This window comes from Paenibacillus sp. FSL H7-0716 (assembly GCF_038002705.1).
GTDB lineage: Bacteria > Bacillota > Bacilli > Paenibacillales > Paenibacillaceae > Paenibacillus_AQ > Paenibacillus_AQ odorifer.
The window spans coordinates 63133-80616 of the sequence record NZ_JBBODA010000015.1 but is presented as its reverse complement, the minus strand read 5'-3'; the positions used below and the strand labels follow the sequence as shown (position 1 = coordinate 80616).

The 17484-nt window shown below is 43.4% G+C and carries 18 protein-coding genes; 6 read left to right on the top strand and 12 right to left on the bottom strand.

Going from position 1 to position 17484, the window contains the following annotated elements; genetic code table 11:
• The first annotated feature begins 31 nt into the window (after positions 1 to 31).
• From MHH60_RS19075 to MHH60_RS19065, 3 genes are all read left to right on the top strand, one after another.
• Complete coding sequence (locus MHH60_RS19075) at positions 32 to 949, top strand: ArsR/SmtB family transcription factor (protein ID WP_076133744.1); 918 nt, start codon at positions 32 to 34, stop codon at positions 947 to 949.
• A gap of 36 nt (positions 950 to 985) precedes the next feature.
• On the top strand, positions 986 to 1732 hold the full coding sequence (locus MHH60_RS19070; RefSeq protein ID WP_076098782.1) for an HAD family hydrolase: 747 nt from the start codon (positions 986 to 988) through the stop codon (positions 1730 to 1732).
• Positions 1733 to 1841: 109 nt separating this feature from the next.
• A complete protein-coding gene (locus MHH60_RS19065; protein ID WP_036687653.1) occupies positions 1842 to 2549 on the top strand; it encodes a DsbA family protein in 708 nt (235 codons plus the stop codon).
• Positions 2550 to 2691: 142 nt separating this feature from the next.
• On the opposite strand, the gene MHH60_RS19060 is transcribed toward MHH60_RS19065, so the two are convergent.
• The 12 genes from MHH60_RS19060 to MHH60_RS19005 form a co-directional block, all read right to left on the bottom strand.
• On the bottom strand, positions 2692 to 3648 hold the full coding sequence (locus MHH60_RS19060) for an ABC transporter ATP-binding protein (protein ID WP_076133745.1): 957 nt from the start codon (positions 3646 to 3648) through the stop codon (positions 2692 to 2694).
• Positions 3638 to 4624 carry an ABC transporter ATP-binding protein gene (locus MHH60_RS19055; protein ID WP_076133746.1) on the bottom strand — a complete coding sequence of 329 codons (987 nt, stop codon included), beginning with the start codon at positions 4622 to 4624 and terminating at the stop codon, positions 3638 to 3640. The genes MHH60_RS19060 and MHH60_RS19055 overlap by 11 nt, the downstream gene beginning before the upstream one ends.
• Position 4625: 1 nt before the next feature.
• Positions 4626 to 5528 (bottom strand): ABC transporter permease, encoded by a 903-nt coding sequence (locus tag MHH60_RS19050; RefSeq protein ID WP_081383373.1) that lies wholly within the window; start codon positions 5526 to 5528, stop codon positions 4626 to 4628.
• Between the two features lie 36 nt (positions 5529 to 5564).
• The gene (locus MHH60_RS19045) at positions 5565 to 6527 is read right to left on the bottom strand and encodes an ABC transporter permease (protein WP_076133747.1); all 963 of its coding nucleotides are present in this window, start codon (positions 6525 to 6527) and stop codon (positions 5565 to 5567) included.
• A 75-nt stretch (positions 6528 to 6602) separates the two neighbouring features.
• Positions 6603 to 8744 carry a peptide ABC transporter substrate-binding protein gene (locus MHH60_RS19040; protein ID WP_076133748.1) on the bottom strand — a complete coding sequence of 714 codons (2142 nt, stop codon included), beginning with the start codon at positions 8742 to 8744 and terminating at the stop codon, positions 6603 to 6605.
• Between the two features lie 542 nt (positions 8745 to 9286).
• Positions 9287 to 10153: an SDR family oxidoreductase gene (locus MHH60_RS19035; protein WP_076133749.1), complete on the bottom strand. Its 867-nt coding sequence runs from the start codon at positions 10151 to 10153 to the stop codon at positions 9287 to 9289.
• A 2-nt stretch (positions 10154 to 10155) separates the two neighbouring features.
• Entirely contained in the window at positions 10156 to 10659 is a 504-nt protein-coding gene (locus MHH60_RS19030) for a hypothetical protein (RefSeq protein ID WP_172628827.1), read from the bottom strand.
• Positions 10660 to 10768: 109 nt separating this feature from the next.
• On the bottom strand, positions 10769 to 11335 hold the full coding sequence (locus MHH60_RS19025) for a MarR family winged helix-turn-helix transcriptional regulator (protein ID WP_076133750.1): 567 nt from the start codon (positions 11333 to 11335) through the stop codon (positions 10769 to 10771).
• A 256-nt stretch (positions 11336 to 11591) separates the two neighbouring features.
• Positions 11592 to 12458: a GNAT family N-acetyltransferase gene (locus MHH60_RS19020; RefSeq protein ID WP_076133751.1), complete on the bottom strand. Its 867-nt coding sequence runs from the start codon at positions 12456 to 12458 to the stop codon at positions 11592 to 11594.
• Positions 12459 to 12916: 458 nt separating this feature from the next.
• Positions 12917 to 13909, bottom strand: a complete 993-nt coding sequence (locus tag MHH60_RS19015) for a helix-turn-helix transcriptional regulator (protein WP_076133752.1) — start codon at positions 13907 to 13909, stop codon at positions 12917 to 12919.
• Between the two features lie 308 nt (positions 13910 to 14217).
• Complete coding sequence (locus MHH60_RS19010) at positions 14218 to 14673, bottom strand: DinB family protein (protein WP_076133753.1); 456 nt, start codon at positions 14671 to 14673, stop codon at positions 14218 to 14220.
• Positions 14674 to 14832: 159 nt separating this feature from the next.
• On the bottom strand, positions 14833 to 15321 hold the full coding sequence (locus MHH60_RS19005; RefSeq protein WP_076133754.1) for a YfbM family protein: 489 nt from the start codon (positions 15319 to 15321) through the stop codon (positions 14833 to 14835).
• A gap of 253 nt (positions 15322 to 15574) precedes the next feature.
• On the opposite strand from MHH60_RS19005, the gene MHH60_RS19000 reads away from it, so the two are divergent.
• From MHH60_RS19000 to MHH60_RS18990, 3 genes are all read left to right on the top strand, one after another.
• Positions 15575 to 16048: a MerR family transcriptional regulator gene (locus MHH60_RS19000; RefSeq protein WP_076133755.1), complete on the top strand. Its 474-nt coding sequence runs from the start codon at positions 15575 to 15577 to the stop codon at positions 16046 to 16048.
• Complete coding sequence (locus MHH60_RS18995; RefSeq protein ID WP_179088862.1) at positions 16032 to 16478, top strand: hypothetical protein; 447 nt, start codon at positions 16032 to 16034, stop codon at positions 16476 to 16478. The genes MHH60_RS19000 and MHH60_RS18995 overlap by 17 nt, the downstream gene beginning before the upstream one ends.
• 286 nt (positions 16479 to 16764) lie before the next feature.
• On the top strand, positions 16765 to 17268 hold the full coding sequence (locus tag MHH60_RS18990) for a DinB family protein (protein ID WP_076133756.1): 504 nt from the start codon (positions 16765 to 16767) through the stop codon (positions 17266 to 17268).
• Positions 17269 to 17484: the final 216 nt, after the last annotated feature.

The following is a 17484-nucleotide window of genomic DNA, read 5'->3' as shown; positions in this document are numbered from 1 at the left end:
GAAGTTACGGATTTCTGGGGGTGCATGTTACATGGATTACGAATTAAAAATCGACGTATCGCCGGTTTATGAACTGCTGGACAGTTTTATGATATATGTAACCAGAAAATGGATCTCCAATTTAGACCTCGGTCCCCACTGGGTAAGTGATGTGGAAGATCGCATTACTCCTCATAAAGTAACAGCTCTCATGCAAGCTGCCGAGTGGCCATTTACAGATTATGATGTGTTATATGCTTGGGTTTATAGCCGAGGGCCCGCAACATCAGTGCTGCATTTCCTGGATGATCTGGATTCAGCTTCTACAGAAGAGTGTTATCAGCAGATCGCACCGCTAATTCACGATTTCACCATAGATGAAGCTTTCCGGATCAAGAGCAGCTATAGTCCGCTTCTTAGACTCTGGTATGAGCAATATTTCCGTCATGTTGAACACAAGATTTTACCGTTATTAATTGAAGATGCCTCTGAGAAAAAAATGCTGGAAAGCAAAATGGATCCTATTTCTTTAATTGAATACGCATCCGGTGGTGTAGTTTTCGAGGATATACGGGATCTTAAGACTATAGTATTATTGCCTACCGTTCATAATCGACCAATCAACACCTACTGCTTCTACAAAACTATGGTGATTGTACAGTATCCTGTAGATGTGCCATTGGAAGATGAAAATGAGCCACCGATGGTGCTATTGCGCATGACCAAGGCGCTGTCAGATCCAACCAGACTCCGATTGCTTCGGTATGTCGCCCATGAACCCAAATCTCTATGGGAGATGCAGTCCGATCTAAATCAATCCAGAGAAATGCTTATGCATCACCTAATGATCCTACGCGTAGCCGGTTTACTCCGTATCCATCTTCGCGGGGAACAAGACGAGCGCTTCAGTATCCGTCCAGACGGCGCTTCTGAGCTTCAAATGTTTCTAGAATCTTATATTCACCTATAGAACACTATACAGATACAGATCCAAGGAGTGAGAGATATGAAATACACAACTCAACAGGTAATTTTCGATCTAGATGATACGCTGGTTCACTGCAACAAATATTTCGATTTAATTTTAGGGCAATATTTCGAGCTCATGACTGATTGGTTTAATGAATTTGGCCCAAGCACCAGTGAATTACGCAGCAAGCAAATAGAAATTGATGTTGATACCGTCAACACGAGTGGCCTGGCCAGCGACAACTTCCCTAAATCCTTAATCGCCACCTACCGTTATTTCTGCGCCAAATATAACCGTCCGACAGATCGCTTTCAAGAGCAGCAATTACACAAGCTCGGTCTAAGCGTCTATGACCAAGAAATTGAAGCTTACCCTGGCATGGTTGAAACACTCGATACGCTGAAGCAAGAGGGTCACCATTTATTCTTGTATACTGGCGGGGACGACACCATTCAGCAACGTAAAATTGAACAAATGAAGCTGGATGCTTACTTTGACGATCGTATCTATATTCGGAAGCATAAAAATGTTGAGGCACTTGAAAATATTTTGGCTACCCAAAGCTTTGACCGCAAACGTACTTGGATGATTGGCAACTCGTTACGTACAGATGTACTTCCCGCAGTTACCGCAGGCATTAACAGTATCTACCTGAAGCAACAAAATGAATGGAGCTATAACCTTATCGAGCTGGAGCAAGAGATGCAGCAAGCCGTAATGACTATTTCGTCCATCCACGAGGTGCCTCCTGTCATTCGCTCAGCCGCTAAATTCAAAAACTAATAATCTAGCTACAACGTTACGTAGCATTGTTACAAATGACATATCTACACTACCTACTGGATGATTATACTATTTTTATAGTATTCCTATATTATCTAGGAGGTGAGATATGAATAAGAAAGTGTCAGCTAAACAATCTCAGACCAAAAGACCTTTGCTTCCCATGATATTAGGTGTCGTTGTTGTAATCCTTCTCGCTGTAATTGTTTTCATCTTAAGCAATAAGACTGATGATACAGCAGATCTACCCAACTACACCGACGTAAAGGGAAGCATTGTTGTTGATGGGCTGAAATATGAGAAGCAACCTCATCTTGGAAGTCCTGATGCCAAAGTTAAAGTTATCGAATTCGCAGATTTCAAATGTCCCGCCTGCAAAATGTGGACTGAAAAGTATCTGGATACTTTTATTAAAGACTACGTGGATACCGGAAAAGTGGAACTTTTCTTCATGAACTTTGCATTTTTGGACCGGGACTCTTATCTTGCAGCTAGCGCCGGCGAAGCCATCTACAAGCAAAGCAACGAGAAGTTCTGGGAATACCTTCATAAGCTGTACGCTAATCAAGGCGATGAGAGCGAAATTTGGGCCACTCAGAAATTCATTCTAAAATTCGTTAAGAATAACATCGAGGGCATTGATTACGCTCAATTTGAAACAGATCTCAAGAATCATACCTACATGTTCGATGTAAAAGAAGACTTTAAGATCGCTGGTTCCTACGGAGTGAACGGTACTCCTAAATTTATGGTGAACGGAGTGCTGCTTCAGGATTCTTCCTATGAAGGGTTAGCAGCAGCGATTGACAAGCAGTAAGCAGCCTTTAACTTGTGCCCTATAAGCTGTTCACTTTGAAAAAAGTGACCTTCTTACAGGGATTTTTTGTGTCTATGAATTAAAAAAGATGACTTCTGTGATATACAAAAGTCATCTGCTGATTACTTAATTAAGCCACTGCTTATTCTACCAAATGACACACGGCACTATGGCCTTCTGACACGATTTTCCGTTCAGGCTTGACAGCCATACATACATCCGAGGCAAAAGAACACCGCGGATGAAAAGTGCATCCACTTGGTGGGTTAAGCGGTGATGGCACCTCGCCTTGAATCGACACCATCTGCTGCTTCTGCTCCACACTATCCGGAATCTTCAAAATCGAATTTAGCAGGACCTGCGTGTAAGGATGCGTAGGTTTCTTGAACAATTCATCCGCCGGAGCTTGCTCAACCACCTCTCCTAAATAAAGAACCGCGATATCATCACTCAAATACTCCACTACTGCCAAATTATGCGAAATAAAGATATAAGTCAAGTTAAACTCCTTCTGCAAATCCTTTAGTAGTTGAATGACTTGAACCTGAATAGATACATCCAATGCGGACACCGGTTCATCACAAATAAGCAATTTGGGATTCAGTGACAACGCTCTGGCAATCCCAACCCGCTGCAATTGTCCCCCTGACAGTTCATGCGGATAAGCGTATTGGACTTCAGAAGGCAAACCGACCCGCTCAAGAAGTTCGATCACACGCTCATGCCGGCTTAGTTTAGTTCCGATTTTGTGGATTGCCATTGCATCTTCAATAGCGTCTCCTACCGTCATTCTCGGGCTGAGGCTCGCCTTGGGATCCTGGAAAATAATTTGCATATCCCGGCGCATTGCCCGCAGCTTTTCTTTATTTGCCTTTGAGAGTTCAACATCCTCAAAAAATATTTTTCCTTTGTCAGATTCGAGTAGACGCAGAACCATTCGCCCTAAGGTTGATTTTCCCGAGCCGCTTTCCCCAACAAGCCCCAGTGTTTTCCCCGCTTCCAGTGTAAAGGAAACATTCTCGATGGCATGCAGCTTTTTTCCTTGTACCCGAAAAGTTTTCGAGACATTTTCTACGCGCAAGAGCGGATTATTGGGCATAGGAAGCGACCTCCTCAGCATGATGGCAGGCGATCTGATGATCGGTGCTAAAATCTCGAAGCTTGGGTACTTCATTCTGACACCGTTCAGTTGTATAGAAGCAACGATCGGCAAATGGGCAGCCGGTCAATGTCTGTGTAAGTGTCTTTGCCGTCTTTGGAATAGGCATTATTTCTTTTCCCTTGTGGCCCACTTCGATAATGGAACGTTTCAATCCAAGTGAATAGGGATGCGCTGCCTCACTTATGAACTTGTCCGTGGTGGCTTTCTCCATGATTTGGCCCCCGTACATCACAATGATTTTGTCACAAAAGTTGGTCGCAAGGCCAAAATCATGCGTTACCATCACTACGCTCATCCCATGTTTTCTGCGTAATTCCTGCAATAGTGCAAGAATCTGCATCTGCACAGTGACATCAAGCGCGGTTGTTGGCTCATCGGCAATCAATAATTGTGGTTCACATGCCAAAGCAATAGCAATCATAATACGTTGGCGCATACCCCCGGAAAATTCGTGAGGATAACTTTTAAACCGTGATTTGGGATCCGGAATCCCCATTTCATGCAAGAGCTGAATGGTTCGGTCAAAAGCTTCCTTTCGGTTTGCATATTGATGCGTAAGCATGGCTTCCATTATTTGATCCCCGATACGCATGATCGGGTTCAAGCTGGTCATCGGATCTTGAAAAACAACGCCGATGTCACGTCCACGAATATCTTCTAATTGTTTGGGACGCATTTTAAGTAAGTCCTTACCATTAAACTGAGCTGTCCCCGATGTTATTTTTCCATTTTCGCGGATAAGCCCAATTGATGACATCAATGTAACGGACTTGCCGGAGCCACTTTCACCAACAATCCCTAAAGATTCATTTTCATTGATTGAAAAACTGACGCCGTTTACGGCATAAACTTCATCTTCACTGCGGGAAAACTTCACATGAAGGTCATCAATAGAAAGTAGTGGTTGACCCATATTAATTGCCTCCTTTTGGACTGAATGCTTCCTGGAGACCGTCTGCTACAAACAGAAACGAAAGCAAGGTTATTGCAAAGATACCTGCCGGAAAATACAGCAGCCATGGAAAGCCGAGAATATTCTCACTGGCTTGGGCAATCATACTCCCAAATGAAGGGATTGGCGGCCGAAGCCCCATGCCAAAAATACTTAAGCCTGCAATCTGGATGAGATCACCGGGAATCCCGAAGGCGAGAGAGACACCCATACTGCCGATAACATTCGGCAACATATACCTTCTGGCAATATGCGCCTGAGATGCGCCTAACGCTCTTGCCGCTTCCACCATCTCCCCGTCCCGCATACTTAGGACCAGACTTCGGATCAAGCGTGCATACCCCGCCCAGCCCGGAATTCCAATTGCTAGAATCAAAGATAAATACCCACGTCCCAGCATAATGACTAATATCAAGGCGAACAAAAATCCCGGCAAAGTCATCATGAAATCCACAGCACGCATAATAATCATATCGGCGATTCCGCCGCGCAATCCGGCCCACAAGCCCAATATGATTCCAATGATGAAGCTGACCAAAGTCGCTCCAAAAGCAATAATCAGAGCACTTCGAACACTGAACAGAATCTGGCTGAACATGTCATGCCCCACATTATCCGTACCAAAAATATGCTGCCAGGTCGGCCCTTGATTGATGGCCAAAAAATCCCCCGTGCGATAGTCATATGGGGCCACCCAAGGTCCAATAATCCCCGCGATCAAAAAAAGGATAACCCAGACCAAACCAATAACGGCAAGACGATGTCTTTTAAATCGCTTCCAACCTTGATAAAACTGGGATCTCTGAAGATTCTTTTTTCTCTTCAAAGCTACATCCGATTGAGTTGCTGCAACTGTGCCAGCCAATTGCTCCCCCTCCTAGGTTCGTATAGTCTGTGCCGCTTATAATCTGACACGCGGATCAATAAAGGCATAAATAATGTCAACGAGTAAATTCATAATCATAATCATGGATCCCAGCAGAAATACAGATGTAATGGCGAGCGGATAGTCGAAACTGGTAAATGCCGTCTGCATCACCTGACCAAGCGCTGGAATGGCGAAAATTTGCTCCACCCAGATCGTGCCCATCACTGTAAAAGCAAATTGAGGTCCAATGACGGTTATCATCGCAGTCAGCGAGTTTTTAACACCATGCTTAAATATCATCGGCCAGTATTTGACACCCTTAGCTTTTGCGGTTCGCATAAAATCCGACCTCATAGTTTCGATCAGACTGCCCCGCATATATCTGGCAACAACACCGACATTCGCCGCAGATAAACAAATAATCGGCAAAATTGCTTGCCTCCAGTGACCCCATCCCGTTACAGGCAGAATCCCTTGAAACACAACACCAAATAACAAAACCATAATCACCGCGAGAACAAATGCCGGAATGGCCTGACCCGTCAATGAGATGGTGCTAACAACATAATCGTTCCAAGTGTTACGTTTGAGTGCTGCAATAATGCCAAGCGGAACCCCGATAATTACCGAAAGAACAACAGATCCAAAGGCCAGAAGTGTACTGATCGGCAAAGCCTGCTTCAGTTGAGTCGCAATTTGCAAAGATGGATTCTGCATCGAATTACCGAAATCGAAGGTTAATTGATGCCAAATATACTTCATGATTTGCTGCCACAGCGGTAAATTCAAACCATACCGGCTTTGAAATTGGTCCATGACTTGTTGGTAGAGAACAGGGTTTTGCCCTTGCAGCGGAGCCAGTGCCGTAGCCATGGTATTCGTATTCATGAAACCGCCAGGTGAATAATACATCATGGTATAGCTAACTGAAATGACCAAGATTAAAGTGATAATAATTTGTAAAATGCGCTTTGAAATAAATTTCAATATGGTCAAATCCGACCCTCCTTTACCGATTCACGGGCACCATAATTGGCGCCCGCGATTGGTAATTATTCAACCCATTTAGGATTATTCTACAGATAAAAGATGCAGCCCATAGAAGTTGCCCCATGCCCAAGGATTTGATTGCACTCCTGTAATGCCGGGTTTTACCAAGAAGTATTGCTGTTGATAATATAACGGAACAGCATAAGCTTCCTCGAGCAGGTTATTAACTACCTTAGCCGCGATAGGAGCAGCGTCTTCGACGGTCAGCGCATTTACGAATTGCGCTTGCCACATTCTCAAATCTCTTAAGGTATCAGATTGATAGCTGTTGTAGTATACCTGTACATCAAGAGCATTTTGATTCAACTTGCCACCTGGCGCATTTGGTGCTACGAAGGTCCAAGCGGTTACAAAGGCGGCATGTTTTTCATCGCTATTTTTAGCGTTTTTCCAAAGGTCTACAATCTGTTGCCATTGTTCAGCGGCCGTTGGAAGCCCCGGTTGTTTCAAATAAGGCTGCCAATCCGCAGGCTGCTCTGCTGTCCATTTATCCAAGAAGGCGATATCCTCTTTAGCAGCTTTTTCTAATGCTGCCCAGTCGCTCCATTCCACACCGGCGTTCTTATTATCCGGATCCCCATATTTTTCAATGGCCGGTTTATAATAAGTTTCCTTGGTCCAAGCCACGAATTGTTTCGTAGCTTCTAACGGGGCATCCAGTGTTCCTATGGAATATAGTTGCTGCGTTGCACCCATGTCCAAACTTCCTGGTTCACTCCAGTTGGTTGCGCCCGACGCCAGGATAAAGCCTGGTTTTGCGTCGCCCTGAGGTCCGCTGTACTGATAAGCGTTAAACTGCGCCTCATTGAGCTGAACTAGCTCTGTTTTGATGCCAAGATTTTGTTGGAGTAATTGACCTAGCGCCAAAGCAATTTGTTCACCCTGAGCATCTACTTGCTTGACCCCAACATACAGCGATAAGGTTGGCAGACCTTTACCGCCTTCATAACCGGCATCCTTCAACAATTGTTTGGCTGCCTCCAGATCTTCCGGAAGTCCTTGCTCCAGTTTTTCCGTTGGCCAGCCTGGAGAAGCAAAGATATTGGTCGCACCGCCCATGCCGTTCAGCACCGATTCTACGATCGGTTTACGCTGGATCGCTTTAGCGATAGCCTGGCGCACCTCTTTTTTGTCATATGGAGATTCCGTTGTCGGGTTGCTCCAGAGCAAATATTTGATCGCATATGTCGCTGCAGTATACAGCTGGGACTTTAGCTCATCCGTTTTCTTCACGTATTGTAAATCAGACGCGCTTTGGATTAGAACGACATCCGCATGGCCGGACATATAATCCTCCACCGGCACAGTTGTTGCCGGAAGAACATGGATGGTCTCTACATTACCGTGATTAAGCTGGCCAGCTGCACCTACATAATTCGGATTGCTCACCATGACGAGTTCACCGTTAGGTGTAAAAGATTTAACCATGTAAGGGCCATTGCTCACAAAATTCCCCGGTTCAAACCACTTACCAGGGTTCGCTTCGACCGCTTTAGGATTCATAGGCATCGACCCGGAAAGAACCATATCCCCCAGAATAGCGTGAGGCAGCGTGGTCGTAATTTCCAGCGTGTAATCATCAACTACTTTTAGACCAACTTCTTCTTTACTTACTGATCCGGCATGGTATGCATATCCGTTCTTCACAAAATTAAGTACACTTAGCCAAAGTTGTGCGGTTGTGTTAGCTGGATCCAATTGATACATATAAGAAAAATAAAAATCATGGGCGGTTACTGGATCGCCGTTTGACCATTTGGCATCTTTACGGAGGGTAAATGTCCAAGTTTTTTTGTCATCGGAGACGGTATAACCTGTCGCAATTTTCGGAACGATTTCATTATCCTGATTGTAGCCATAAAGCCCTTCGAGCAAAGTTCCTTGCCCTACCAGAATTTGTCCTTGCCATTGTGTAGGATCGAGCGTCGGGATCTTTGGATTGAAAACGGTTACCGAACTTCCCGCTTTAATTTCAAGATCAGAAGCGCCTTCATTCTTAACTGCCGTTTGACCTACATCACTGGTTGCTTTTACCGAAGTATTGCTATTGCCTGCAGCATTTTTACCGTTCTCATTGGCACTATTAGAGGAATTACTGCAAGCAGTCACAGATAACAAAGAAAATGACAGAAGTAGAGCTAAGAACGCGTTCTTTTTTTTCATCCTCAAGTGAACCCCCTCGTACATAGTCATGAATCTAAAAAATAACATTTTATTTTTTGTTATCTATGATGTTATCCTTCACCTTCTCATGTTTTGCCCCCCTAAATTTAAACTCAGATGTTTGTTTGTGAAGTTTCGAATGTCTTCTTTTGAATTTCACTTAGAAAACTAAGAGTAATCGCTTACATTCTAAAATTTTCCACAAAGATTGTCAAGAAAAAATGTTACGTTAGTTAGCATAACTAGTTATAATTAATATAACTTATTTGTTGAATATGAACTTTTAGTTAATATTTTATTAGCTTTTTTAGTTTTATTTCGTAAATAACACTAACTTATTGACGAATTTTAGCTTATTTCTTGTATTGCTGTTATAAATGCTATAGAAGAACAAGTTCTATGAGTTCCATAGAACATAATAAAAAGAGTGTATCCCAGCAGTCATTTTAAGACCTTTGGGATACACTCTGAACCATTGAGATATGGGAATCGGAATAAAATACTGCTATCGATACAAATATCAGAATAGGTGGACTCCGCCTCTACCGGAAATTATCTACACACTCATGTAGAAAGGCGTCTAGTGTGCGTGGATCTCTGCCGAGCAAACGCTTCACAGTGTCATTTGGACTTTCTGGCACCATCCTAGACATGGTTTGAATTTCCACAACGTGGTTCGCGAGCCAAGGAGGCAGATTCCCATGCTCAATAAGATTACGGAGTAGTACTTGAGGTTCCATGTTGATGTAACTTATCGGCCGATTAAGCAGGGCAGATAGTCGACTCGCGATCTGGGGATAACTGAAAATCTCCGAACCAGTAAGCGTATATATATGGCCTGATACCTTGTGGTTGGTCAGAACTTCTGCGGCAACGTCTGCAATATCGCGACAGTCAATAAAGTTACACGGTGAAACGCCCATAGAGCCGAAGAAAACATTTTGGGTTGTGATCGTTGGTGCAAAGCGCATTAAATTTTGCATGAACGCATAAGGGCGCAATACGGTATGGGTGATACCCGATTCCCTCAACGTGTTCTCAATTTCTTGATGCCAGCCCGCCACTGCCACTGGAGAGCTCTGCTCATAAGCTGGACTGGATATTTTTACGATATGTTTGATTCCAGATTCGGTGGCAATCTGAATGATTGAGGTTTCCAATTCGATTTGTCTTGGACTGTTGGACATGGCAAGGAAGAGCTGGCTAGCACCTGTAAACACACGTCGCAGCGATTCAGGATCGGAAGCATCTACCCTTGCGACCTCAGTAGTCGATCGGCCTTTCTCTCCGATTTGATCACGCAACTTCTCTGGCTCTCTGCTCAGCGCCCTGACAGGTACGCCAAGATCAACCAAACGTTCCAAAAGCACACTTCCAATCGTACCTGTTGCTCCGATAATAACTATCATTTTTATCTTCTCCTTTTGGATGAAAAATTAGTTGTGAAGGCAAGTCGCCACCGCCATGTCACTATCGTGCTCGCTATGAATCCAGACAACGGGAAATCGATCCAGACACGATTTACCCAGGCCAAGTGATTGCTCGGAATCATAATTTCTACTACAACAGATGTCACCCATGCAGCGTATAGCCCAAATGAGGACCCGGCCATTGCGAATACCCCTACCACAACCAAGTGAGGCGCACCGATGACCCATCGCAAACGGCCCACTCGGCTGTGCAACAAAAGTCCAATCATCAAGGCCATCAAGGCCGATGCACCGCCAATAGTAGTCAATGCCGCTATTTGAAGCCCCCTATCTACAGTAACCAATCCCCCGATACCTGCCATAATGGCAGGAGCAGCATAGGCCATTACAACTTCACGCCATAGTACAAAAGTCTTTTTCTTGGAACCAACAGCCTTGATGCTGTAAACATCATCTGTCTGATTCGGGTATTTCATCTGGTTCATTTAGTTGCTCCCTTCTTCTTTGAAATAGTTCAACGATTGATTTCAGCGAATTATAATTAGGTGCCTAACTATATAAGAGTAAAAATAGGCTAGCTTCACTAGCCCAATTCTACTCATTACTGATGTTTCCCTTTGGTTTCGAGCCTAATTCGCCCGTAAGTGCTGAAATGCCCTGTGTAACTCGACCCAGCAAATCGAGAAATAAGCTGCGTTCTTCGATGTTGAGCAACCCCACCATTGCTTCAAGCCGAGCGAAATGCTCAGGAGCCATTTCACGGAGCTTCTTCGCTCCTTCTTCCGTTAAAACGACTGATTTCTGGCGGCCATCGTCTGAGCTTAATCGCCGAGATACTAGCCCATCTCGTTCAAGAATGTCGATAAGACCAGTCACTGTAGCACGTGTAACGCCTAGATGCTCCGCTAATTGCGAAGGCAACTCTTCTCCTTCGTTATCTTCAAGATCTGCCAATAAACGATAACGCCCTGTTGATAAACCGAATCTAGAGAAATGAATCTCAGAGGCGTGTCCAAGCATGGCTCCCGCTGCCATTAGCCTAGACGCGACGAGTATAGCCTGTGCGTCTATGTCTAGGTTGTAACGATCAATCTGACGCTTGGATTGTACAAGCGAGGGAATAGCCTCAATGTCGTTTATTTTTTTATTATTGTTGTTCATATATGTAGTATGGTCCCTAACTACTTTTGTGTCAACTCATTTTTTTTATAACTCGTCAACCCTGGAGTTATACAGTTGGATTTGGTTGGAACTCTATATTCTCCCAAAGCTCGATCAGTCGACCTTCAGGATCTTCAATCCAAGAGGTCCTTTGCAACAAAATCTGTTGAACCTACATCACCATAACGCGCCGTCGTAAAGTGAATATTCTGCTCTTATTTTCTAAAGTAGTAGAAGTTCTGTCCGCATCATTCTACTATTCGAATTTTAACTGGAGCGAATCACAAATTGGCATATAGCCTATCTTTTGATAGATGCTATTAGATGTGGGATTTGCTAAGTCCGTATATAAGACGCACTTAGTAAACCCTTTATCCAACGCAAGTTGGCTTATTTGCGCCACAATTGAAGTAGCGTAACCCTTTCCGCGCTCATATGGAGGGGTATAAACAAATGCCACGCCAATAGCCGTCTGCATTTCCCTTGTATATCCTGCCATAGATACGGGTATCCCGTTGTCCTCTAAAATATAGAGTTTCTTCGATGCTATTCGGTAGAGGTAAGGGCCTGCATCTTGCGGAATGGACATTTCTGTTTTACCATAACTCCCCGCTGCATAAAATGCTTCAGCCCAGTAAGGGAAAAAATGAATATCCTTATCATCTAACAATCGAACGACACCAACCTTTTGAATGTCTGGATTTACTGCTGTAAGTTCATATATACGTTGGCTCATCATTGTTTTAAAGGTTATTCCCTTGCGCAAGGTATATTCCTTGGCAAAATAATCTGCCAAGTTTTTTTCGGTCATCACACCTGGAATTTCACGGTCTTTCAGCCCATCTATCAGACAGTTTATAGCTTCTGGATTAATTATGTTGTCTGTTGCATAAAGTGTAATATTGTGTGGCGGTGTCATTATGGCGGTAAGTTGTATGCCCTTAGCATCCGAAATAGTTACCATAAGCCAATTTACAGGGTCACGCCAGTCTGTTTTGTCTTTTCCTTCATGTCCAATTATAATATTGCCAAGAGGAATCAAATTTTGTGCTTCATGACGCATCAGCATACCATAGGTATCATTGTAAAACTCATGCACATCCGTATACAATTTGAATTGCATTGCAATATCCCCCTTTCATCTGCTCAACGTATTTCCGGATTTTTCGAACCAATCGTTCTTCTTACGGTTTGTTGATTTTTCACCTGCCAATTTAATAATTAAGTTATGAAGACGCAAAAACCCCATCCCATTAAGGACGGAGTTGCTCCGCGTTACCACCCTGATTGACGTTTATAATAAACGCCCTCTTAGCCATCGTCCAACAACGATGCTTCTTTGTAACGGTAGAATCCCGGTCCAATCTACTATAATTCGCGGGACAGCTCTGAGGTGATTTTTTGATTCGGATATCCGCTATATAAGATAATAGGAATATTCTGTCAACCACTCAAATAACAATAGGGACCTTTAAACTTATATTGCTTCTAAAGCAGCTAATCCAACTAATCATGCAACTATATGATTGTGGAGACTACACCACAGTCTGCTTATTTTCTTCATCAACACATAGCACCTGCTTAATCTGTTTCGATTAGCTTGGAGGTCAACTTCACTACTGGCCTGATATACTTCAAAAACCGCTCCGGATCGTGATAAACGTAAATGATTCTCCCAGGGGAAGTATCAAAGCAGTAACCAGTGTCTGCAAAATTAAAAGTTGCCATTGCCCTTTCCATCTTTTCCTCTACACTACGATTTTCCTGTTCATAATTGAATGGCCCATGTTCAAAAACAATATACTCGGCTTCGAGAACATCAATCATAAGCATTTGTGGTGGTACTTCACCTTTATAATCAAAAGGAAGACGTACACCAAAACACTCTGTACGTGGAATACCCCAATCGCAGAGTCTGCCATCCGGGTCATTAATGTAAGCCATAATCTGACCGCTGCCACCGTTAGTTTCACTCCCGCCATCGTCATCCAATTTGCCCTTGATACTATCGAGTAAGCCGCAAATTGTTTCGCAGTCCTGTCCTGTAATAAGACTTTGCTTTTGCCAGAAATCCCAATATCCATTACTCTCATAGTTTTTAATGTGCAAAAATTTGTGAGTGGGAATGGTTACAAAATAAATGTTAAGATCATCTGTAGATTTCATCATACCAATCTCTCCAAATCCGAAAAAGTAGCGGTCGAAAGAGTTTATTTTTGTACGAAGGGTGACAGGCATAGGCTTTTTCCGGTAATCACTTGGAGTTACACCATATGTTCCCTTGAAAGCCCTGGTAAAAGCTTCATGTGATGAAAAACCATAATCAAAAGCAATATCCAAAATGCTTTTTTCACTATCCCGAACCTCTTTTAGTGCAAAGGCTAATTTTCTATGCCGTAGATAATCCCTAAATTGCATACCCGATATTTCCTTGAATTTTCTCGTAGTATGAAATTCGGAATAACCTAACTTGTGAGAAAGAAATCGTAGCGTTATTGCTTCACTGTTACGATTCTTAATACACTCGTCAATTTCATTAACGATTATTTGGATTTGCTTGTGCCACTTGTACAATCGGTTTGTTCACCTCGTTTCAACCACTCTATAGTCATTGTAGAGTAATGGAATTTGCATTGCTTGATTCTACTTGCGGAAAAGAGAGGATATTTTCCCCTTAACTCGCCTTGTAATATCAACATTTCACCTTTAATCTCATATGCCCTTATAGTTGTTCTAAGCCACCCCTCCTCTGTTTCCTTCTTATCTCATATTTAGCTTAAGGTGGAATCCTGCAAATTCATGAGACTGTGTGAGTAAACTAGTTCATTTCGGGGGAGTTCCATGCCCATCTCATTGCGGGTAATAGTGATGATTAGACTCTGTTAGAGTCTCGCGAACGTGATGTAATCGACTTGGACAGGCTCTGCCAATTCGATCCGAAATGCCCGGTTGATCTGTCCCCGGTGATATTGCCCATGTAAAATGACCTGTGACAGGATGTCCCGGACGGACGTTTGGAACGGGACTCCGTTCTGGTTCGCATATTCGACCATCACGTCCAAATCAAATTCCTCGAGCCCTTCGATATACACACGATATTGCTCGGCGTTTTCTTCGAACATCGTTCGGATCGCCTTCAGGTCTTCTGCTTCCTCCCACAACGAATATTGCGAACTGCCCTTGCCCTGCAATCGGGACAACCAGACTCGTTCCGCAACCGCGACATGCCGAACCAGCTTAAGAAGATCCTTGTTCTTCATCTCACTCTCCTCGAGCGCTTCCAGTATTCTTGCATCCGCCCAGTACAGGTGGTCCATCATGCACTTGATCGTCTTCATTTTCGTTTCCCCCTCTTCGTCTCATCGATTAATTGAACCTACCGTTTCCCGTAATGGGTCATTTATTTTCTCTAATCGTCATAATCTTCATCAGTCCAAGGCTCTGTTTTTTATCGCGCTCAATGGAATCAGTAGACGTATATCGTCTTTTGGTTAGAATCAGAAAATATAAAAGATGAGGCCTTTGCCCTCGGCTACAGCTTGGCTGTAGAAACGCCGGATTTCGTTAAAATGCTGTAGCAGGTAGGCAAAGAACGCATCTTTATCCTCGTCTGAAACAATATCAGGTTCAAGAGGATATACTTCTTCCTTGACCATGGCCGGGAAATCATACCGCAAGCGGAGCGGAGCTTCATCCAGCTCAGAAATAGCCTGATGCGCTTCTGCAACTTGCTCGGCACGTAAGGAAAACGCCCCGAATGAGCCAAAATCGAGGCCTTTGTCTGATGTCAGCGGAACAACATAACCAAGAGGGGCATCTCCATCGGAAATAGCTCCACAAAGCAAGTAGTGAATCGCCTCCCAGGATCTATCAACGTCCAGTCCGGGATAATCATCTATTTTCAAGCTATTCAATGCAATGTCGCCTGCAATAATTTGCTGCACTAGATTGTCATCCATAGCGAAGTAATATCCACGCATTCCCATGATGTCAACCTTCCTTTCATTCTAGAAGTGACTATACTACCCTATCAAAATGTAACCTCTGGATTTATCCCACAGGATAGAAAAAGAGTGAAGATCAGCCCCCTACGTAATCATTATATCTTGTGTGCACAAGTTGTTCAGAGAAAATAAAGTATTAGACTGGCAGGCGTTTCATAAGCTAACGGGCAGATTACCTGAATACCGTGTAAAAAAGAATTGACATTGGAGTTTACTCCAATGTTATTGTAAATGCATGGAAAAACAATATTCTATAAAAGAGGTTTCTAAGATACTTGGTATTCCGAAGGATACGCTTCGGTACTATGACCGTATTGGAATCGTATCGCCGTCCAGGGGACACAATTCTTACCGTAGGTATTCAAAGGAAGACCTTGTCGATTTGATGAATATTCAAATCATGCAGTATGCGGACTTTTCTCTAGAAGAAATCAAGGGGAAGTTTCAGTTCCACAGAATGCAAAGTGTAGATCCTGCTTATTACCAGGAGGTCGCTGAATTCCTTGATGCCAAAAAAGCAGAAACACAAAAAAAAATTGCACATCTTGAAAAGGTCAGTCGGTTGCTCGACGTAGCCGTTGAAGCGGTAAGGGACTTTAATCATGAAAGTGACCAGCGGCTTGCAGTGTTCGTTCGGGAGATTTACCGGGATCTTCACAGGAAGGATCCTGGAATAACTAAGGAGGATTGTGATGGACATCAAAATTAAGAATTATTATTATCTGATTGCTGGCGTTCTTGCGATACTGTTTGCTGTTACGCACGCTTGGAACGGGCAATCTGCTGTACTGCCGACGCTCCTTGTGAATGATATAGCCATGGATACACGGATAATTTTTACGTATGTCTGGCACATTATCACCGCAGAGAATCTGGTCTTCGGTATTATATTCATTATTCTGTCATTTCAAAGCGAGCGATCGAAGATTCGGTCTGCTGCATGGACAATCGCGTCACTTCTGCTCGTTCGTCTGATGGTCATTCTCGGAGTAACAGCATTTTATGATGTTTCGGCACTTATGGATACGTTAATCGATTCGATTTCCATACTAATCTATGTCGCTTTTATCATATTGGGTATAAGAATGAAGGAAAAAGACTTCGGAGGTCAATTGCCACAAACCAGTAGGGAGGGTTGAAGAACTAAGCTGCGTTTCATCACTTCCAGTGATTTACAATACGCTAACGGGACACGTTAGCTCAAACACGTTAGGCTGCGTTTGTTCAATTAACGGGCAGGCTAGCGTAAACAAAATGATCAAAAATATTAACCCTACGTAGTTTATTTCATTTCGGGATTAGCGCAATGATTTTCGGTAGCTTCGTTTGGTTAACCGGAGTAGTTTATGTAAATGTAAATATTTACTTGCGAACTAGTGTTCGGTATAATAAACTTGATTCCATTACAAAAAGGAGATGTTGGATATGTATAAACACATTAAAGATTTTGCCGCAACTTGGCAGAATGAAACGGAAGCAACAATGCGGACACTGGAGATGCTGACCGATAAGTCTCTTGACCAACAGATAACAAGCGATCATAGAACGCTTGGACGTGTTGCATGGCACCTTGTACAGACGTTACACGAAATGCCATCTCGGACGGGACTGTCTTTCGAAGGACCGGACGAAGATATGCCGGTGCCAGCTTCGGCAGCAGACATCGCGTCAGTCTATAAGAGGACCTCACAAGCATTCCTTGATGCTATACAGTCCAGTTGGAAAGATGAGAATCTGCTTATCATGAGCGATATGTATGGTGATCAATGGCCAAACGGCTTAATGCTGGATATTCTCGTAAAGCATGAGATTCATCATCGTGGTCAGATGACAGTCCTGATGCGTCAGGCAGGCCTTCGTGTGCCCGATCTATACGGCCCGACAAAAGAGCAGTGGGCCGAGTACGGAGCGCTACCTCCAGTAATTTAGAGTAAGATTATATCCGCTTTGGTCATTTGGCTATAGTGGGATTTATAAGTATTTTATCATAGGATTGAAAATCAATTGATCTGACGGGTAAGTTGAGCCACGTGGATTGAGGTTAAGATTTATTGAACTAACGGGAAACGTTAGTTAAAAACAACCGCGGCAGTCTAAGACTTATTTATCAAGTCTTGTTCTGCCGCTGCTTCTTTTAATGAGTCA